This window comes from Paenibacillus caseinilyticus, from assembly GCF_027533645.1.
GTDB classification, from domain to species: domain Bacteria; phylum Bacillota; class Bacilli; order Paenibacillales; family NBRC-103111; genus Paenibacillus_G; species Paenibacillus_G caseinilyticus.
In genome coordinates, this window is record NZ_JAQAGY010000035.1 from 1 (window position 1) to 18,736 (window position 18,736).

Genomic DNA, 18,736 nt, shown 5'->3' on the forward strand with positions numbered 1-18,736 from the left:
ATAATTTACCAATTGGACAGAGCTACCCTTGAGGAGATCTAGTCCTTTTGGCAGTAAGAGCCGAAAACTTAATTCTGAATATTCCGTCTTTTTAATAGGGTTAAGTTTATGCAACGCTAGTGTCTTAACATACGTGCCCTAAACAAATAGTTCATATCAAAAGCGTACTATATACAGCATTTTCTTAGCCATACTTCATTCTTAATTAAATGAAGATAACCTCCCTCTAGGTTAATGCGGACAGGGAGCAGCTGCCGCTTCGGCGCTCTGCTTCCTGGTTATTGTGCGCAACGTCTCCCGGTAGCTTAACGGCTATTTATAATACGGTTCTTCGTATCATCTATTCAGTGAAATCAGAGTGCCCCCAATCGGATGCACTCTGGCCTGGAACTTCAAATCTCTATTTTTGACTCCAAAAACTCAAGGTACTTCGGGTCATCTTCCATAAAAATCGCAATTCCGGCACCCATGTAAGCCCGGGTCAGCTCGTCTGCCGCCTTTTCAAGCTTGTCCTGTTCGTAATACAATTGTCCTAGCCTAAGATGAATGTAGGGATTCCCCAACCCCTTCGGACACGTTGCCGCATTAACAAAGCACTTGAATGCCTTGTCATAATTCTTCATCTGAAAATGGACATCCCCAATAGCCACATATATCCACGTTGCGGCCTCCCATTCTCGATGATTTTCCGGCAATAATCGGAGGGCCGCAACGTACTTACTCTTGCCCGCCTCAAGATTGCCTGCTCTCATCAAATCATCGCCTTGTTTACATAGCGCGGTAATTTCGGCATGGGTGGAATCTGAAAGTTGCATCGCCATCTCTCCTATTCGATTTGAAGCTGCTGCATTACTTCAATGAAAAAAATTGGGCAGCTGCCGCGGTAAACTGCTTCTGGATCATTCAACTATCGTTCTCCGTTAGCTCAACGATTCTTCGGTTATGAAAAATCCAACAGGATAGTTCTCATCCTCTTCTGCATCAACATCAGGGTGACGATTAAAGACTGTATGGAAATACTCGTGTTTGATCAAATGGTCGATTAGTTGTTCAATCCTTTCCCTGCTTATAATATCAATCAACACCATGTCACTGGACCAAAAATATGCGCCGTTCATGCATTCACCGGTCTGCATATTCTTTTGCCTCAACGTCTCGATATTTTGGTACGTGAAAAAGCTGGCAATCCATTTGGAACGATCCGGAAAGACAACAATAACATCGGAATTATGATTCTTACAATCCCATGAGCCTACGGGCCATATCTCAGCTTCTATCCATACATAACGTTTCGAAGAGTTCATGCCAATCTCCTAAATAGGTAGTACTTAAGCTATCGTCTCCCGATAGCTTAATGAATTAAACCAGGCAATGGGAGTCCTGCTGTCCGCTAATTTATTTCAATTGAAATTCAAGAAGATCCAGGTTATCTCGAACGAGGATCGTTTTATCCTTATAGTCCCAATTGGCTATTAAGTTAGACAGCTTAAGATTGTAATCTTTATTCCACGCTAGCAAGTTGTGGATGCCCTCGAGCGTCTCCTCGCGGTTGCAACGAAAAGACGCCTCTCCTCACCTGCTAGTGAGAGGAAAGCGTCTTTTGGTGTTTTCATAGAAGATCGTGCTGCTGCGGTTTCCTCTGGACCGGGTGCTCTCTGTTCCTGGAGTTCTTTCGCGTCCTTCCTTAGGGTCCGAGCAGCTCGTAATCCCACCAGAATTTCGTTTTCTTCGCCGAGATCGCCGTGATCTGGTTGACCGGCGTTTGCCAGGCGTTTCGAAGCTCGGCATGCAGAAGGTATAGATTCTGCTGGCGGTCGGCGAAGGGATATCCGCTATCGAAGGTATACACCTTCTGCATACGGAGCTTCGTATCGATGGAGTAGATGGTGCCGCCCGGCTTCAGTAGGGAATCCATATTCGGATTCTCCTCAGCGGTATCGATGAGCAGGGTACCCTCGGCACTGGCGGGACGGCTGGCATCCGGATATTCCGCTCGGAGCACGTTCACGTATTTCGCGGGCACGAGGTCGTTGATCAGATGGAAGGTCCCGGCCTTGTCGAGCAGCGCCAGCTGAGCGGAGCGGGTGAAAATATCCCGAAACGGCGCTCTCCGGTCGATATGGACATAAATCCAGTGGGAGCCGTCGGGGTTGGAAATGACACCCTCGGGAAGATCCCGGAAGCCCTGGAGCTTCACGGCCGTGCCGTTCTTCACATGGAAGAGCTCCGCCCGGTAGGGAGGAGTCCGAGCAGTGATGGGGATGGGCAGGTCTTGGCTCTTGAGCGACAGCAGCCCCTCGTCTCCCTGCAGCGGAATCCACCAGGCTTCGCGCTGCTGCTGCGGTTGGACGGCCTCCTGGGCTCCGGAGTTGGGCTCCACTGGGAGCAGCAAGTCCTTGTAGTACAACTTATCTCCTTCGATTCGGAGGCTGCTGCTGACATCCGTACCGATGGTCGGACTCGGGTATTTGTCGATCGACGGGACGGCACGTTTGGCCTCCTCCCGAGTCATCCACACCGGCTTCCCGGTCAAGTCTTTGCGGATCTGCAGTACGCTGCGGCCGTTCGTCCGCGTCACCGAGGTGTTGAAGTAGAGATGGTCGACATCATCGGTAACGAACCAGTTCAGGATCTTGTCCTGCGGAGAGCGGATGGACAGCCCCTCCTGCGCGCTCCACTGCAGATTAAGGTGGAGCAGCTCATTAGCAAAATGCCAGGTGAGCGGAAAATACGTAATGTCCCGGAAGGTCAGCAGGGGATAAGTTTCCTTGGCGTTGTTCACGACCTCTTCGCCAATTTGTACAGGGAAGCCGGGCAGCTGCGCACGATAGGCGGTTCCCGCCCGATTGGAGGCCGACAAATCCTGCTGGAGCGGCAGCTTGACCGCTTGGTATTCTCCTATATAATAGACGGACCCGGGAGCCACCTTCAGCCCTTCGACGGCGTTCCAGTTCACCTGCCAATTCAGCGCCTGTGCCATCTCCCAAGTCAGCGGGAAGTAGGTAATGTTCTTATAGAGCAGCGGCGGATACTTGCTCCGCAGAATATCAATCTGCGTTCCATTCACCTGTATAGGGAAGGGCGCGAGGATGGCCTGCACCGATTTGGGTTGAGCAGCGGATGCGGGTACAGGCACCGCCAGCGAGGCGGCCAGCAGCAGTGCGCTCGCGAGTTTCCAACATTGGGGTGATTTCAACGTTAGTACCTCCATTTCCGGAATGTGGGATAGTAAGATTTAACGATTTATTGGGGGAAAAGTCGCGGCGGCGCTCGCCCAGGGTCGTTTTTACGCAGCGTTGAACTTCATTCAAGGCTCCAATAAAAACGAATGGCTATAATATCGCATCGTTCTCGATGATTAATGCACATGCACGAAGTCGTATCTTCTCCAAACAATCACACCCATTATTTATTATTATGGAATATTATACTACCTTCTTACCTTAAGATCAGTGGCTTTTTTAAGATAACTTCTTGTTAAAAAATTAAGCTGCCGATCATGTGCCGGCAGCTTCGTCCCGATTGTTATTAAGCTATCGTTCCCAGTTAGGTCAATTTGTTACTGTAATCTTCCAACCAAATTTTTTCAATCCATGCATCTTTATTATTTCTTGCTATACAATCAAATGCCTTTTTTGGACTTAAGATATTCATGATAAGTGGTCCAAACTTAACTACATTATCTGCGATTTCATTGAGTTGATTAGTAAGTCCCTTTGAATCTTCGACAGCTGTGTCGCCATAATAAATGGATTCGTAAGGAATTTGACTGCGGGGTCTTAGGTAGTTAATAGGGGTATATGTTACTTTAAAGAGGTCCTCTTGTTTGAATGACTTAATTGAGAATCTAAATGGATAATCAATTGCGTCCATAGGATAGCTTCCATTAGTCAATTTCAAATGTTCTCTAAGGAATGCGTGCCTTATACAAAAAACTATGTCCGAACCTTGCTCACCTCTAAACGTGCTTCTCAGTAGTGCGGCTACGGTCGTTTCTTTTTGAAAGAACAAACTCTGTCCTTTTGTAGCATATCCCTGCTCTTGAAGCTTTTTTATTACGATGTCCTCATATAAACGATTAAAATCAGCAGCATTCAAGAATATCACCCATTCAGTTCGAAATATCGAATTACCAATTCAATATTATCACATACATCTCCATTCGAATATTTGCTCCACGTTAAACTGCCCTTTAGTTTAACGCGAACCAGGGAGCAGCTGCCGCGCGGCGATCTCCTCCCTGGTGTTGTGCTATCGTTCCCAGATAGCGAGAGCGAGATTCGAAACTCGCCCTAGGCCCTTGTAACGTTTATTTAAAAAATCTCTTCAATAAAAGCCTAGAAATAATCTGATAAGCGAAGATTGATGTTATCAAGCCTACGCCTAGGCTATTAATGTTGCTACAAATAAAATAAAAAATTAGTACCATAACAATTATATCAATCGAAGTATAGATAATTTTGCTTTCTTTTTTCACTATTAATTCCGCCTTCTCATAGTTAGTAGTGTGATTTCAACTATTCCATTATCTAACCTTATAACCTTGTAATATTCGCATTGGTCATCACGTTATCCTGCCCTTTAGTTCAATGAAATAGGCAGCCGATCACGTGGCCGGCTGCCGTCATGTCTTTATTGAACTAACGTACCAGTTACTTGAGCATTTTGCAGAATTCAGAGTTTAAGAATAGAATCTAGAGGTCAGCCAAGGGGGGGGGGGATAATCCATATTTAGGAAACCTAGATGAAAAATGGGCAGACCTGCAGAATTTTTGCTCTATTAAAAATTTTAGCGGCAACCTTATTGGACTGACGAGCTATCGCCAGCGCGGATGCCAGTAATACAATTGCGTTCAGATATTGGTGCGTGGTCACCTTCTGGATCCCCCAGATGTGCATAGAATCCGCGGTTAAATAGGCCTTCATTCGTGAATTGCACCGTTCTACCCTCGTTCTTTCCTTGTAAAGCTCCTTCCAGCGTTTCGTATCGCGATGTGGGTTTGAATAGCGGCGTAAATCGCTTTTCGTATCGACTTTGACGACCATCCCATAGTTGGAGGACGAGCATGCGGCCATACCGAGAGGACGGTCGACCTTGCCTGTGGCATGGGGACATCGGAATTTCAGGTGATCCCCATCCGCCCCCCCATACGTCATGGCAAAGCCTATCGAGCAGCACGGCGTACCGCTCGCTGTCATAACCCGCAGGCGGTTCCTTCTCATTGCGTAGGTTCAATGGGATAATCGCTTGTGCTTTTACACTCCGTGCAGCTTCGTAGTTTTTCAGTTGGTCATAGCCGGCATTAAGCACAAAGAATGCCACTTTCGTACGAGAAGCGACTTGTTTCATAAGATAAGGAGCCATGTCTCCATCATTGACATGAGCCGGTGTTACCGAGAGCGCCATGGGCAGCTCGCTTACGGTGTCGACGGCAAGATGAAGCTTGTAGCCGAACCACTTGACCTTGTTTGCCAAAGGTGTCAAGCTTTACGCCCCAGTTGGCATTTCCGGTCAACTCGCTGCTCCGTTTTGGCTCCTTCTTCTCATAGGCATGAATCGCTGCACTGTCGATCGCTACATGACTTCCAATGATGATCTCTTCTTGTTTAGAACGTGTGACGAGATCATCAAATAGACGCTTGGCCAATCCCTTCTTCGTCATCTCGGTGAAGACGCGGCTTATTGTCGCTATAGAAGGGGCTTCCCGATCAAGCCGAAGTCCGCATTGGTAACGGAAGCGAAGATCCAGGTCCAACCGGCGATGCAGACCTGTGAATGTGTCGATGTTTTCAAGTGGTGCTGCAAGAAGCGCTCGAAGAATCCCTTGTCTACAGTGCCCATCAGCCCCTCGGGGTGAGTTACTTCTTAATTCCTTGGCATAAGGTCGTAAGTCAAGGGCACTGAAAAAGATAGGCAATCGTTCTTTCGATTCAAGTTTTTGCAATTCCTCAAAGGAAAATAGACTTTCTTGGAGAATATACAAGTGACTTCACTTCCTTGGTTGTTTTCGGGTTTGGTCGCTTGAAAACTTCTCCAAGTCGGGGTGAAGTCCCTTTTTTATGCTCAAAAAACCTTATCCAGCAAGGGCTCGGGTGTGTGCAAAATGCTCAATTCTGTAACGTCATCCCAACATCCGCACTATTGGCAATCACTTTTGATCGGGCGGCATCAAAAAAGTACAGACTCCTCGTCCTCCATGCTAAAGCCTGTATCTGTTTTGCTTGTGTTGTTAACTTTTTTTCATAACCTTTTCAAATCTGAAAAAGTCAGCACCACCCGGTAGGGGCTTGTCAGTTTCGCGTCCATTGTGATGCAAATGCGGTTCAGAGTGATGTTCATTAAAAAACTCTACGATTTGGAATCCGCACTTATTCACATAGAAGTTGATATTTCGCTTTTCAAAATAAGGTGTCACGGTCTCCCAGATCACAGTATCCGGGTACTGTACTTCAATGGCTTTCCAAGCAGAAAGACCAATCCCGTGGCTGTGATATTCTGGAGATACATAGATCAAATCCAACGAATTATTATTTGTTTCGCTGTTGATCCGCAATACTGCACCACCGACCTTCTTACCATCCTGAAGAAAATGATATACGACCGCCCCGGGAGCATCGAAAGACTCCTGAACATCATTGTCCGATGGAATCGGCTCATCTTCGCAATCACCGAACGTTTCAATCACAGCAAGTGCAAATGCTTCCTGTAATTTTTTCCGAAATTCCGGTAGGTCAGATTCCTTTGCCAGTTCCAGTGTAACTTTTGGTTCCTTTTCCATTTTCATGATTTCTTACTCCTTCATTTGCTGAAATTCCGAGTCCAGTCGTTCAGTAAAACATTCCAATTGCTCTACGAGGCCTTTTCCCAAAAGTGGTTCCATGGCTTTTTCTTCCGCTTCAAAAATCGGCGTTAAAATACTTGCTGCAAAAGCTTTTCCGCTGTCTGTTAGTACGATTTCTTTTTCTTTGTTTCCTTGGGAAACAAGCTGAATGTAACCTTTATTTACACACTCGTTCACTACCGTATTAAGTGTCGTACGCGGGATTAGCCATTCCTCGCATACTTGTTTCTGGGAGTGAGACTTCCCATCGGAAATCGCATAAAACAGTACGAATGTGTTGTCCTTGACTTTGAGCATACGTAATGCGCGGTAATAAAGCTCATCAATGCGGTTCACGGCAATCATCAACCGACGAATTTCATTTCGACTATCTTTCATCATATCCCTCCCCAACATTCAATCCGAATTCGGATTGAATGTCAACTTGGACGTGGTTGTTCGATAACTGTAAGTTTTAACTGCCCATTAGCCATCCATGCCGCACAACGCGCATCACCACAGAATCATGAAAATTAAAGGAGCGCCTCCTTGATGGTGTATTGGACAAACCCATCATACCGAGGCGCTCCTTTTTTGACAAAGCGGTTTTCTTAGGCTATACAGGAATGGTTAGCTTAATGAGTTATGACTCCCACACCTATATGAGGAAGGAATAATGTAAACTAACTCGGTCTTTTAGCCATTGAACCCATCTAAATATTGTTTTCTTATAAGTGTTTGCGTTGCTGAATCAAATAGGACGATTCCTTCTTTTATATCATCAAGCTGATCAACTAATTGTCCTTGATTACTCCATACCGCTGATTGCCCAACACATTCAAAATTGTCGCAAGGCCCAATACAATTCGCCATCAAAACCGTCATTGAATATGTTTTTGCAATGTGCGGGTAATGTCTCATTGCTTTGTCGACTCCGTTTTGAGACTTAGCCACGCTCGCTAGGTAAACGTCTGTCCTCAGCTGATTTGCTAGTTCTGCATGTTCTATCTGTAGAGACTCATAACAAATGGCTGGAGCAATCTTACTACCATCGAGAGTCAAAGTTATTTGTTCACGGCCGCCAACGAAGTATGGTAATTCATCGGCATGTAATTTCTGCTTCGAGTACGTTTGCCTGGGTTGGTTCGGTTGAAAAATGACCATGCTGATGAGAATATCTGAATTGGATTTTGTCGGTACGCCGATCCCGATGGTAATACAATGTTTATCGCTAATGTACTGGAAATCATCAAATCTTCGATCATGTTGGTCTGTTGCTAGATCCTTCGCAAGTTCTGGTTCATAACCTGTCACAGATAGCTCCGGGAAGAAGATTGCATTGGCTTGGCCAGAGATTGCAAGAGAGATCAATGCTTTATGTTTTTCGATATTGTTCAAGATGTTTCCCTTTTGGGGCTTTATTTGAGCCACCGCTATTCTCATTGTTATTACCTCCCGAAATCCAAGGTACCTATATCCCAAGTTTGCTCCAACTTTGTTTTTAATTCAATAGAAGTTTTCGTCAGGAATCTCATTTTGCAACTTAGCCACTCCTAATTAAATAATCCATGTTTATTTAACTGTGTGCAGAAAATCATCCTGATTTCCATATCGCTAAATCGCAACTCATTAATAATCTTCTCATAGGGCTAACACAAAAAGGCAGCCGATCCATTCTTGGACTGGCTACCGTGCTAACGCTGTTCAACTAACGTTCCTCGATAACATAACAACTACTTTTATCATTTTGGCTTCAGCAGTAGGAAGTAATGACCACCCATACTACACCTCTTCTGCCTTTAGCACGAATAAGGCAGAATTTACGCTTCTGCATTCATGAGACCGATGAATTCCCGGATCGGCTGTCGTCTATATAAACGAAGGCGTAAGTGAACACAAACTAATTTGAAGAAGAGGTGTTTTGAAAATGGCATTAATGTCCTCATTCACGAGCTTTAACCTGCCTGTAAAAAACGTAGAACAATCGAAAGCGTTCTTCACCGGACTCGGATTCGAGCTCAACCCGCAATTCCCCGAGAACGAGAATTCGATAGCCATCGTAATCGGCGACAACCTGCAGGTCATGCTGATCAATCAAGCATTCTTTAATACGCTCACGGAGAAGGAATCCGTCGATACGAGCAAGTATGCGCAGATGACGATCGCATTGGCCTTCGAGAGCCGGGAAAAGGTCGATGAAATCGTGAATACTGCGGTCTCCTTGGGTGGAAAATTGCACGCTGAACCTGAAGATCATGGGTTCATGTATCATTGGGGCTTCGTGGACTTGGACGGTCATCTGTGGGCTATTAACTACATGAACATGGATGCCGCACAAGGTTAAGGCTAACGGAGGGCACGCTCGTACCAGGGTTCAAAAAGAAAGACGCCGAGCATCTTCCCCGGCGTCTTCTTCGCGATGATTAGTTTTGTAGCTTTGAAATTATCCATGATCGCTTGCCAGCCTCCTTGCTGGAACTCGACGGGGATTGGAGCTTTCCGCGTCGAACTTTTCAATGACCTTCGTCTCATTCTAGTCGCTGCAGCAAAGCGAAATCCATTCAAGGAAACAGCATTTTCAAGCCACTTAGTTTCATTGGAAATGCTCATCAAAATACTTCTTCAATACGAGGAGCATGTGGCCGCACTTGAACAATCGGTAGAAGCCCTGGCCGAAGAGTTAATGGAATAATTAATCCAATCCATTATTGGCTGAATTAAAAAATGACTATATAAAAAATACCGCTCTCAGGCGGTATCTCAAAACCGGAACTTATCCTTCTAGTCAAAATCGTACCTCTGCTCCTGCCACGGATCGCCGTACATATGATATCCGTTCACTTCCCAGAAGCCGGGCTTGTCCTTCTCCATAAACTCGATGCCGCGCAGCCACTTGGCACTCTTCCAGAAATAGAGGTGGGGGACGACGGCGCGCACAGGATACCCGTGTTCGGGCGACAGCCGCTCGCCGTTATGGCGCAGCCCGAGGAAAGAGGTCTCCCGTACGAAATCCTCCAGTGGAAGATTCGTGGTCCATCCTTCCTCCGCATGCAGCATCACGTACCTGGCCTCCGGCTTCAGCCGTATCCGATCCACCAGGGCGGTGACAGGCACGCCCTCCCAGACATTGTCCAGCTTGGACCAGGTGGTCACACAATGAATGTCGTTGCGGAACTCACGCTGGGGCAGTGCCAGGAACTCCTGGTATCCGAACTTCACTTCCTCCTCGACCAGGCCGAAGATGCGCAAGTCCCACTTGCCCATGTCGTTATAATACGGAACACTGCCGTAGTGCAGAACCGGGAATCCTTCCGTTACCGTCTGTCCGGGCGGTACCCGGTCCGGGGCTCCGGACTCCTTGCCCTTCTCTCTTTCATCCATGACCGCTTGCCTCCTTCCCCTGGCAGCCCTTATGGGGCAGCTCATGATTGGTAACCCTTTCTCTTCAGTATACCCCAAAATCAGCCGCATGCCCCTGGCCGGAGGCCCGTCCTGGCTTCATCCTGCGGCTGCCGGCAAGCTTACTTCGATCGAGGTGCCTACCCCCATCTCGCTGGAGATACGGATGCGGCCGCCGTGGTTCTCGATAATTTTGTGGCTGACCATCAGTCCAAGCCCCGTACCTGCTTCCTTCGTGGAATAGAACGGCTCGCCGATCACCTGCAGCTGCTCCTCCGCTATCCCGCAGCCCTGGTCGGTTATACGCACCACGGGGAACCGCTCCTCCGCTTCCCCTCCGGCTCCCTCCACCTGAATCCGGATGACACCGCCTTGAGGCATCGCTTCCATGGCGTTCTTGAGCAGATTGATGAATACCTGCTTGATCTGGTTTGCATCACAGCGGATGCAGAGATCTCCCTCAGGGCGGCCGATGGCGATCTCGATGTTCTGCAGAGCCGCCTGCGTTCCCAGCAGCAGAGCTACGTCTTCCACCAGCGCCGCAAGGTCACAATCCTTCATCTGGAGCGCCTGCGGCTTCGCCAGCATGAGCAGCTCGGAGATAATGCTCTCGATGCGCTCCAGTTCCTCTCTCATAATTTCCAGATAGAGAGCGGCGCTGCCGGTGCCCCGGCTCATGAGCTGGACGAAACCCTTCAGGGCGGTAAGCGGATTGCGGATCTCATGGGCGACTCCGGCGGCGAGTTGTCCGGCGATCGAAAGCTTCTCGGACTTCAGCAGGAGCTCGTCTTTGCGCTTTTGTTCCGTGATGTCCTTGACCAGAATATAGCAGCCGACCTGCCGGCGGTTGACGAAGATCGGAGCGGGCGTCACCAAGAGATGCAGCCCCCGGCCCGAACGGTGGACGGCCCGGATTTCGGAGGCCTCCAATCCCACTTCATTCAGAATGCGGGGGAAGATGACCTCCGCCCGTTGATGCTCGGAGGGATGGAGCAGATCGGTGAAGTGCAAGCCGATCATATCAAGTGTTGAATAACCGGTAATCCTCTCGGCTGCAGGATTCGCCGAGGTAATCATACCGCTGATATTGAGCGACAAGATGCCGTCCAGGTTATAGTGCTTCAGCGAAGTATAGCGGTCCACGCTCTCTTCGAGCATCTGCAGCATGAGCTTCTGCCCGGATACATCCTGAACAGTCCCTTGCAGCCGGATCCGGCTGCCCTCTTCCCCAGCTCCCGCGGCGCCCTGGACGCGGATATGCTTCAGAGACCCGTCCCGGTTCCGGACTCGTCCTTCGAAGTGAAACGCTTCACCCCGGAACGCCGTGCGCAGGGAGCCGAGAGCCGGCCGGCGGTCTTCCCGGAGCAGGAGCCGCAGCAGTGTCCGGAAGCACGGCCGATAGGATGGGGGCTTCTCGAGAATCCGGAGCAGTTCTTCGGACAAGTATACTTCTCCGGCGGTAAGATCCCCCTCCCAGCTCCCGATCCGGGCCATCTGCTGCGCTTGGGCCAGACGCCGCTCGCTATTGCGGAGCGCCTGATGGACCCGCTCGGACTCCGTCATATCCCGGCCGACATAGACCGCTTTATAAGATCCGTCTTCCCCGGAGTGCATCCGCTTCACGGCCACCTCGAAGGCTATATACCGGCCCTTCTTGTGGCGGAGCCGGCACGTCACGAGCCTCGATTCTCCAAGGAACTCCTCCTGCAGCCTCCACAGGTCGTCAGGGTGCGCAAAATCCGAGGCTCGCTGTCCCAGAATCTCTTCCGGTTCATAACCCAAGAGCAAGCGCAGCGAGGCAGGGGACACATATTCGAGGATGCCGTTCTCGCCATAGGCGATAATATCCCTTGAATGGCCGGAGATCAGCTCGTAGAGCTCCGAGGCGCAGGCCGGGTCCTTAACAGATGTGCCCGATGATGTCTCCTTCGCCTCGCCGGCCTCCAGCAGATATACGCAGGGGGAGTTGTTTTCGGCTTCCGACAGCAGGGAGAGCCGGGTCGAGAACCGGATCTCCCTCCCGGACCGGTGCACATAACCCTTGACGATACCGTACGGCAGCGCTAAGGCCCCCGCAGCGGCGTCCCTCAAGATTCCTGCAGCCCCGGGCTCGCCAGGGCACGTGAACGCGGATTCGCTCCGGCCCAGTAGCGCCTCCTCCGGATAGCCGAGCAAGGAACAGAAGGTCCCGTTGGCCCTCAAAAATTCACCGTCACCGGTCACCAAGGCCATGCCGGAAGCAGCTTGACCAAAAGCCCGTTCAAATAATGTTTGCTTCACCACTGTGACCACCTGCCCCCTCCTGCCGGTTGTAACTCCTCTTGAACCACTTAGCCGCATCCGCTTCTCTCATAGACTAGGTGGCCCAGCTTCCTAAGGATGAAGCTTCTCTATGAGCCGGTGAACCGGAAGCACCCGGTCTGCACGCACCGTACAGCTCTGCGGGTCGGTCAGGGAAGCAAGAACATGCGAGACGACGCCTGCGAAGCCTCTGCGCTGCAGAAGGGTATCCCAGGTTCCGAAGGTCATCTGCCTCGGAGCTGCCCCCGCTTCCATCCATATGGCTTGCTCCAGGTTGACCACCTCAGCCGAGCGCGATGCACCATGCAGCTCCAGGCGTTCCAGATCGCTGCCCGCCTGGCGGACCATGCCGAAGTGTGCGCCGGGCCCCTCCTTCGCTGAACCGAACACCAGGCTCCCCGAACAGTGCAGCAGCTGCCCGCCGGCATTCGTCCGCTCGAGGTAAGACCCCACTTCAGCCTCATCCCCGCCCAGCCACAGCAGCAGGTCCAGCATATGGATCAGGTCATCGTACAGCGTTTGTTTGGCGCTGAGGCCCTGCAGCTTCGTCCGATGCTTGACGGCGACCGCCTGATCGAAGCCTCCTGCCTCCTCGAACCAGGCCTTGACCGCCGTGTAGAGCGGCGCGAACCGCCGGTTGAAGCCTACGGCCAGCAGCAGTCCCCGGTCCTGCGCCAGAGCGGCCATCCGCTCCGAAGCCTGCAGCTCGTAGGAGAGCGGCTTGTCCACATAGACATGCACGCCTGCCTGCAGGCAGGCCGTCACGAGGTCTTCGTGCGTTTCGGTCGGACTGTGGACGAATACGATGTCCGGACGCGCGCGTTCGAGCAGCTCCGACGCCGATGCATACCGGCCCTCGATTCGGTACTGTTCTCCCGTCCGATGCACCGTATCGGCCGAACGGGAGGCAATGCCCGCGATCTCAACAGACTCGTCGCCGGATAGGAGCGGCAGGTATACTTTGCGGGCAATATCGCCAAGCCCGATGATTCCGATTCTGGTACGCATGATGGTCCCCTCCGCTTTCTGTGAATAGCCTGCTGCCGCCGGCCCAAGACATGTTTCGCGCTGGGCCCGCTTATGACGGCAGCCGTTTTTTCCGATAAGGTAAGGAGGACCGGAGGGCTATGGAGCACTCTCCGCTTCCTTCCTTACAAAAAATTGACATACCGCTTCCCCACGCTCTGCTTTAAAGCGCCTGTCCCATATGGTAAAATAGGAATGCTGCCCGAAATACCGGGCTTTCCCTTCGTGCCGCAGACCTCGTATTGCTTGATGATTAGCGTTTGAACGTTCTGGAGGATTGTAAACCATGTCCAAATCGAATATGTATTTTGGGTTATCCGTGCTCGTGTTTCTTTCGCTGCTCGGCTTGTCTTACCGCTTCGAATCGATCTACCTGCTCTACGCTGCCAGCGCCATGCCAATCCTGATCACAATGCTGCTGCCGAACCGGCAGGGGCATCAATTCATCAAAGCTTCAAAGCGCTACCGGTTCCGTCTGGAGCCGATGGGCGGCGATCCCTCGCTGTCCGTGACCTTCGCGCCGGGGGATGTCCGCTGGACGCGCGGCAAGCTGTATCTCCCGCTCAAGACCGTGCGCAAACTGAAGAGCACAGCCGGCGACAGCCCGGAAGCGGCGAACGCCCCTTCCCTCTCCGTGCTCCCTTACGACCTCTCGCTCCATCCGTCCAAGAAAGGATGGGTGGGCATCGATCTGCTCCAGCTCGCCGAGCGTACGCGCAGTCTGTCGTACACGACGCATGAAGTCTCCCGCCTCGTCATCCGCATCAGCGATCTGGAAGCAGCCGCGGCCGTCAAGCCGGGCACTTCTCCCCTGCCGGCGGCAGCAGCGGGCGAGCGTCTTCAGGCCTGAACTGCCGTGCCTTCACCAGCGGCCCCTGCTTCGCCACCCAGGCGCAGCAGGGGCCGCTTTTTTTCATGGGGACAAAGGCTCCCCCGCATTCCGGCCATCCCCAGGATAGAGATACTCGGCAAGCGTACGCACCATAGCGCCCGTACCGCCGGCAGGCTCGGTCCCCCGTGGACTCCACAGCCAAGCCGTCCCGCCGGTATCGAGGTGGACCCAAGGCGTCTCCCCCGCAAAATAACCGATAAACAACCCGGCCGTAATGCAGCCCGCCCAGCGGTCCTTCGAAGAGGAATTCTTAATGTCGGCGACCGAGCTGCGGAGCATCTCGCGGTATTCCGGATAATTCGGCAGCGGCCACACTTTCTCCCCTGCCCGGTTAGCGGCAGCCAGTACCTCTCCCAGCAGCGGTTCATGATTCGCGACCGCCCCTGTAGCCACATCCGCAAAACTCATGAGCACGGAACCTGTCAGCGTAGCGACATCAATCAGCAGAGTCGCCCCAAGCTCCTTGGCATAGAGCACCCCATCGGCCAGTACCACTCGGCCTTCGGCATCGGTGTTCAGCACTTCGACCGTCTGGCCGTTCATGACGGTGAGAATGTCGCCCGGCTTGAACGCAGCGCCCGACGGCATGTTCTCGGCGGAAGGAATCACGATCACCACGTCCCGGTCCGGCCGGCGGCGTCCCAGCAGATGCAGCAGGCCCAGCAGGACGGCGGCCCCGCCCATGTCGCTGATCATCTCCTCCATGCCTTCAGGCTTCTTCAGCGAGATGCCCCCCGTGTCGAAGGTGATACCTTTGCCGACGAGCCCGAGCACCTCGCCACTCTCGCCTGCGCCGCGGACGCGGACCGTGATCATCCGGGGCGGATGAACGCTGCCGGCACCGACCGCATTGAGTCCGCCCATGCCCTTCCCGCGGATGCCGTGTTCATCCAGCACCTCGCACTCCAGCCCATAGCGGGCCGCCAGGCCCTGGGCGATGCGGGCCAGCGTGTCCGGCACAAGATAGTTGCCGGGCAGGTTGGTCAGGTCCCTCGCCGCGCATACCGCCAGTGCAGCGGCATACGCGGCATCCACCGCGCGCTCCAGCTCTGCGAGCGCGGCCTCCCCGGCCGTCCCGCCGAGCAGGACGGCCTCCTGCAGCGCAGGCTGCGGTGGCTGCGCCCCGCTGCCGCGGGCAAAGCTCGGCAGGCGGTACGCGCCGAGCCAGAGCCCCAGCGCGAGCGCCTCCGCCAGCTCGCGCGAAGCCGCGCGCCCGTCGCGCGGCAGCGGCGCCGCTAGGCGCCCAAGCCCTTGCGCGTGCGCGGCGCGTGCCGCGTAGACGCCGGCGTCGCGCCAGGCGTCCGCCGCCCCGCTGCGGGCGGCTTCGCCGAGCCCGCAGAGCAGCACGGCCTGATAGCCCGGCAGCAGGCCGAGCGTCGGCAGGGCCGCCGCTTCGCCGAGGCGGCCCGTGAACACGCCGCGCGCCGCAAGCGAGCGAACCTCGTGCTGCAGTGCCTCCGGCAGGCCTGCGGCTCCGGCCTCCGCCGCCAAGGCTTCCCCTTCCTGCTCCGCAAGGAAGAGTACCAGCGCCGTTCCTGCCTCCGGCCCCGTTCCAGCCTCTCCCTGCGGCCCTTTGGGCTCTTCCGGGATAACCCGGATGCGCAGGCTAAGTTCCTGCGTAACGATACGTTCCAGCTCTTGCTGCTCCATGCCTGTCCTCCTCGGCCCTTGCCCCAACGGCGAGCCTATCTTATTTATTCATTGATATGCCCCGCCGGGGCCTTCGGTATGAACCTTACGCTAAGCCGTGGTCTTCCCATAGAGATGGGCCGCCTCCGTTACCATCTGCTGAATCGGCAGATGATAGGGGCATTGCTGTTCGCAGAGCGGCTTCTCCCGGCATGGCTCGTGATCCGCACAGGAGACGATGGGCTCCCGCTGCTTCTCGTAGAAATCGCTGCCCTTCGGCAGCAGGCCGAGCGTCCGCCGGATCTGGCTTGAGATCATGACATCCGGAATCTTCACGTCGACCGGACAGGAGCAGTAGTTGCAGCGCCGGCAGTTATGGCTGCCGAGCTCCCTTGCCAGCGCTTCCAGCTCGGTCTTCTCTTCCTCCGCTATCTCGGCTTCCATCGCTGCGATGTTCTCTTGCACCTCAGCCACGGAGACCATGCCCGATATCGTCGTATGCACATCCTGGCTGTACGGATACCGGATGGCTTTCGATACAGGCTGTACGAACCCGCCCGAGAGCGGTTTCATCGCAGTTTTGCCCATATTCAGCCGGGTCAGCTCCGGGATCAGTTCGTCCAGCGCGAACGGTTGGACGAGACTGAGATGGAACAGCACTTGATCGAACTGTCCCTTCGCGATCCACTTGGCGAGCAGCTCCGGCCGGTGCCCGGTCAACCCGATGAACCGTACATGACCCCGTCGCTTCATCTCCAGGGCAGCCTGATAGGCCCCGTTTTCACCCATCGCCGCTTTAAAATCCTGAACCGTATTGACGTAGTGAATCTGCAGAAGATCGATGACATCGGTTCTCATCCGGGTCAAACTGCGCTCGATCTCCTCCAGCGCTCCCGCATAATCGCGCTTCGCCGTCTTCGTGGCCAAAAAATATTCGGAACGGCGGTGCGAGATGCACTCGCCAATAATTTCTTCGCTGTTGCGGTATCCTGCTGCAGTGTCGATATAGGTAATTCCGTGATCCAGCGCATAATTCAAGGTCTCCCGCGCCTGCTCCAGCGGCACGCCGGGAAGATTCATCGCCCCGAACCCCAGGGAAGACACACGGCAGCCTGTACTGCCGAAGATCGTATAACGCATCGTAGACAACGCTCCTTTTTTCTCCACATGCATGTGCTCGTGCACTCTTGTGACCATTATAGTCCAATCCCTGCCAAAAAAACAGACGGTGCCCCGCTCATCTGCCCCTATCCCGCGCGCTGCAAACGAGCCTGCTGGAAGCGGGAAGAAGCAAGGCTTGCGCCCGTTATTCCCGGGGTGCGCCGCCTTCGCCCGCAGCCTCGGCTTTCTTCCGGGCCCGGAACCGGCGCACCTTCATAAGATTGCCGCACAATTTATCGTCGCAATACCGCTTGGACCGGTTGCGCGTATCGTCATAATAGATCCAGCGGCAGTCCCGGTTCTCGCAGATTCGGATCCGCGTGGGATCGCCGTCTGCCAGGATGCCGGCGAAGGAAGCCGCCGTCTCGGCCATCACGGAGACCCAGGACCGGCTCGGCGTCTCGTGCTCCAGGCGGTACGCTTCCCCGCTCCGGACAAGCCGGCGCAGCACCGCCTCCTCCGCCAATACCCGGTTGAACTCATCCAGCATCCCTTCGGTAAGCGCAGCTCCCGAGACCAGACACCGCACCATCTCCTGCATAAGGCGGCGCAGCCCCTTCAGCGCTTCAAGCTCTTCCTTGTCCGGCGGCCCTCCGGCCTCCAGCTTGTGCTCGTCCAGCCACTCCCGGATCCATTCGTACTTCTCCAGCCGGTCTTCACTTCGGCCGCTGCCCCGCCAATCATGCCATTCGCTGTTCAAAAAATCGTCCCATATCATAACCTTCGACCCCGCTTGCCCTTCATGATGTACCGCTGTCTATTTTTACTATTGTAACAATCAAATCAGACCAATACCAGTTACTTGCATGATTTTCCAGGGTGTGCTACACTAATTTTGTAACGTTCATTAACATTATAACTGGTTACATCAACACAAGGAGAATCCGCTCACACCACACAATCCAATCCCTTTAGGGCCAAGGAGGCTGCACGCTCATGAACAAGACCGACCTGCTGCTGCACGGATGGGACCACTGTCTGGACCGGGAGGACTGGTATCCTCCCCTGCGCGACGTGCTGAAGGACCTGACGGAGGAAGAAGCATCGTGGCGTCCCGAAGGCGCCGCGGCCAATACGATCCGCGAGAATCTCGAACACCTGCTGTTCTATAAAGAACGCCTCTTGAAACGCCTGACCGGCGAAGAGACCAAGAACCCGGAGGGTGTGACGAATGACGATACCTTCGAGCCACGGGGCACGGAAGGAGGCTCCTGGCAAACCACTTTCGCCAAGCTGCAAGCCGTGCACGCTTCCATCCGTCAAGAGCTGGCGGTGCTGTCGGACGAAGAGTGGGAGAACCGGACGCCGGACAAAGAGCTGGACTTGTGGGTGAAGGCGCTCACGAACCATGATGCATACCATACCGGACAGATTGTGCTCCTCCGTAAGCTTCGGGGCTCCTGGCCGGCCCGCCGATCCTTCGAATAACAGGCGGCGTGAGGCAACCAAGCGGGATAAGCCGGCTGCTCCGGGACTCTGCATACCCGGCTCTTCCGCTGCCGGACAA

General features: G+C 53.4%; 17 protein-coding genes and 1 pseudogene. 4 read left to right on the forward strand and 14 right to left on the reverse strand.

Annotated features, from left to right (window positions below; all coding sequences use genetic code 11):
• Nucleotides 1–392: 392 nt before the first annotated feature.
• The 8 genes and pseudogenes from O9H32_RS30765 to O9H32_RS30800 all read right to left on the reverse strand — a co-directional run bounded on the left by O9H32_RS30765 (nucleotide 393) and on the right by O9H32_RS30800 (nucleotide 8,264).
• Complete coding sequence (locus O9H32_RS30765) at nucleotides 393–815, reverse strand: tetratricopeptide repeat protein (protein WP_319946964.1); 423 nt, start codon at nucleotides 813–815, stop codon at nucleotides 393–395.
• Between the two features lie 105 nt (nucleotides 816–920).
• Nucleotides 921–1,304: a hypothetical protein gene (locus tag O9H32_RS30770; RefSeq protein ID WP_269869911.1), complete on the reverse strand. Its 384-nt coding sequence runs from the start codon at nucleotides 1,302–1,304 to the stop codon at nucleotides 921–923.
• Between the two features lie 380 nt (nucleotides 1,305–1,684).
• On the reverse strand, nucleotides 1,685–3,196 hold the full coding sequence (locus tag O9H32_RS30775; RefSeq protein ID WP_269869912.1) for a hypothetical protein: 1,512 nt from the start codon (nucleotides 3,194–3,196) through the stop codon (nucleotides 1,685–1,687).
• A gap of 350 nt (nucleotides 3,197–3,546) precedes the next feature.
• On the reverse strand, nucleotides 3,547–4,098 hold the full coding sequence (locus tag O9H32_RS30780) for a hypothetical protein (RefSeq protein WP_269869913.1): 552 nt from the start codon (nucleotides 4,096–4,098) through the stop codon (nucleotides 3,547–3,549).
• 642 nt (nucleotides 4,099–4,740) lie between these two features.
• Nucleotides 4,741–5,984 (reverse strand): annotated as a pseudogene (locus tag O9H32_RS30785) (transposase).
• A gap of 246 nt (nucleotides 5,985–6,230) precedes the next feature.
• On the reverse strand, nucleotides 6,231–6,785 hold the full coding sequence (locus O9H32_RS30790; protein ID WP_269869914.1) for a GNAT family N-acetyltransferase: 555 nt from the start codon (nucleotides 6,783–6,785) through the stop codon (nucleotides 6,231–6,233).
• Between the two features lie 6 nt (nucleotides 6,786–6,791).
• Nucleotides 6,792–7,220, reverse strand: coding sequence for a MarR family winged helix-turn-helix transcriptional regulator (locus O9H32_RS30795; RefSeq protein WP_269869915.1), 429 nt, complete (start codon nucleotides 7,218–7,220; stop codon nucleotides 6,792–6,794).
• A gap of 297 nt (nucleotides 7,221–7,517) precedes the next feature.
• Nucleotides 7,518–8,264, reverse strand: a complete 747-nt coding sequence (locus O9H32_RS30800; RefSeq protein ID WP_269869916.1) for a carbon-nitrogen hydrolase family protein — start codon at nucleotides 8,262–8,264, stop codon at nucleotides 7,518–7,520.
• A 484-nt stretch (nucleotides 8,265–8,748) separates the two neighbouring features.
• Between O9H32_RS30800 and O9H32_RS30805 the strand changes: the two genes are divergently transcribed.
• Together O9H32_RS30805 and O9H32_RS30810 are read left to right on the forward strand one after the other, a co-directional pair.
• Complete coding sequence (locus tag O9H32_RS30805; RefSeq protein WP_269869917.1) at nucleotides 8,749–9,165, forward strand: VOC family protein; 417 nt, start codon at nucleotides 8,749–8,751, stop codon at nucleotides 9,163–9,165.
• A gap of 75 nt (nucleotides 9,166–9,240) precedes the next feature.
• A complete protein-coding gene (locus O9H32_RS30810; protein WP_269869918.1) occupies nucleotides 9,241–9,513 on the forward strand; it encodes a hypothetical protein in 273 nt (90 codons plus the stop codon).
• 89 nt (nucleotides 9,514–9,602) lie between these two features.
• On the opposite strand, the gene O9H32_RS30815 is transcribed toward O9H32_RS30810, so the two are convergent.
• The 3 genes from O9H32_RS30815 to O9H32_RS30825 form a co-directional block, all read right to left on the reverse strand.
• On the reverse strand, nucleotides 9,603–10,202 hold the full coding sequence (locus O9H32_RS30815) for a sulfite oxidase-like oxidoreductase (RefSeq protein WP_269869919.1): 600 nt from the start codon (nucleotides 10,200–10,202) through the stop codon (nucleotides 9,603–9,605).
• A 117-nt stretch (nucleotides 10,203–10,319) separates the two neighbouring features.
• Nucleotides 10,320–12,500, reverse strand: a complete 2,181-nt coding sequence (locus tag O9H32_RS30820; RefSeq protein ID WP_269869920.1) for a PAS domain-containing protein — start codon at nucleotides 12,498–12,500, stop codon at nucleotides 10,320–10,322.
• A gap of 93 nt (nucleotides 12,501–12,593) precedes the next feature.
• Nucleotides 12,594–13,529 carry a Gfo/Idh/MocA family protein gene (locus O9H32_RS30825; RefSeq protein WP_269869921.1) on the reverse strand — a complete coding sequence of 312 codons (936 nt, stop codon included), beginning with the start codon at nucleotides 13,527–13,529 and terminating at the stop codon, nucleotides 12,594–12,596.
• Nucleotides 13,530–13,833: 304 nt separating this feature from the next.
• Here O9H32_RS30825 and O9H32_RS30830 point away from each other — a divergent pair, with 304 nt between their 5' ends.
• On the forward strand, nucleotides 13,834–14,397 hold the full coding sequence (locus O9H32_RS30830; protein ID WP_269869922.1) for a hypothetical protein: 564 nt from the start codon (nucleotides 13,834–13,836) through the stop codon (nucleotides 14,395–14,397).
• A 63-nt stretch (nucleotides 14,398–14,460) separates the two neighbouring features.
• Here O9H32_RS30830 and O9H32_RS30835 read toward each other — a convergent pair whose 3' ends face one another.
• From O9H32_RS30835 to O9H32_RS30845, 3 genes are all read right to left on the reverse strand, one after another.
• Nucleotides 14,461–16,089, reverse strand: a complete 1,629-nt coding sequence (locus O9H32_RS30835; RefSeq protein WP_269869923.1) for a leucyl aminopeptidase — start codon at nucleotides 16,087–16,089, stop codon at nucleotides 14,461–14,463.
• Between the two features lie 90 nt (nucleotides 16,090–16,179).
• Nucleotides 16,180–17,208 (reverse strand): aldo/keto reductase, encoded by a 1,029-nt coding sequence (locus O9H32_RS30840; RefSeq protein ID WP_269869924.1) that lies wholly within the window; start codon nucleotides 17,206–17,208, stop codon nucleotides 16,180–16,182.
• 166 nt (nucleotides 17,209–17,374) lie between these two features.
• On the reverse strand, nucleotides 17,375–17,947 hold the full coding sequence (locus O9H32_RS30845; protein ID WP_269869925.1) for a CGNR zinc finger domain-containing protein: 573 nt from the start codon (nucleotides 17,945–17,947) through the stop codon (nucleotides 17,375–17,377).
• A gap of 218 nt (nucleotides 17,948–18,165) precedes the next feature.
• Here O9H32_RS30845 and O9H32_RS30850 point away from each other — a divergent pair, with 218 nt between their 5' ends.
• Complete coding sequence (locus O9H32_RS30850; RefSeq protein ID WP_269869926.1) at nucleotides 18,166–18,657, forward strand: DinB family protein; 492 nt, start codon at nucleotides 18,166–18,168, stop codon at nucleotides 18,655–18,657.
• Nucleotides 18,658–18,736: the final 79 nt, after the last annotated feature.

Coding starts and splice junctions, on each gene's coding strand:
- O9H32_RS30795 (WP_269869915.1), bottom strand. CDS start 7,220: ATGAAAGATAGTCGAAATGAAATTCGTCGGTTGATGATTGCCGTGAAC.
- O9H32_RS30790 (WP_269869914.1), bottom strand. CDS start 6,785: ATGAAAATGGAAAAGGAACCAAAAGTTACACTGGAACTGGCAAAGGAA.
- O9H32_RS30765 (WP_319946964.1), bottom strand. CDS start 815: ATGCAACTTTCAGATTCCACCCATGCCGAAATTACCGCGCTATGTAAA.
- O9H32_RS30815 (WP_269869919.1), bottom strand. CDS start 10,202: ATGGATGAAAGAGAGAAGGGCAAGGAGTCCGGAGCCCCGGACCGGGTA.
- O9H32_RS30835 (WP_269869923.1), bottom strand. CDS start 16,089: ATGGAGCAGCAAGAGCTGGAACGTATCGTTACGCAGGAACTTAGCCTG.
- O9H32_RS30840 (WP_269869924.1), bottom strand. CDS start 17,208: ATGCGTTATACGATCTTCGGCAGTACAGGCTGCCGTGTGTCTTCCCTG.
- O9H32_RS30805 (WP_269869917.1), top strand. CDS start 8,749: ATGGCATTAATGTCCTCATTCACGAGCTTTAACCTGCCTGTAAAAAAC.
- O9H32_RS30825 (WP_269869921.1), bottom strand. CDS start 13,529: ATGCGTACCAGAATCGGAATCATCGGGCTTGGCGATATTGCCCGCAAA.
- O9H32_RS30845 (WP_269869925.1), bottom strand. CDS start 17,947: ATGATATGGGACGATTTTTTGAACAGCGAATGGCATGATTGGCGGGGC.
- O9H32_RS30770 (WP_269869911.1), bottom strand. CDS start 1,304: ATGAACTCTTCGAAACGTTATGTATGGATAGAAGCTGAGATATGGCCC.
- O9H32_RS30810 (WP_269869918.1), top strand. CDS start 9,241: ATGATTAGTTTTGTAGCTTTGAAATTATCCATGATCGCTTGCCAGCCT.
- O9H32_RS30800 (WP_269869916.1), bottom strand. CDS start 8,264: ATGAGAATAGCGGTGGCTCAAATAAAGCCCCAAAAGGGAAACATCTTG.
- O9H32_RS30850 (WP_269869926.1), top strand. CDS start 18,166: ATGAACAAGACCGACCTGCTGCTGCACGGATGGGACCACTGTCTGGAC.
- O9H32_RS30830 (WP_269869922.1), top strand. CDS start 13,834: ATGTCCAAATCGAATATGTATTTTGGGTTATCCGTGCTCGTGTTTCTT.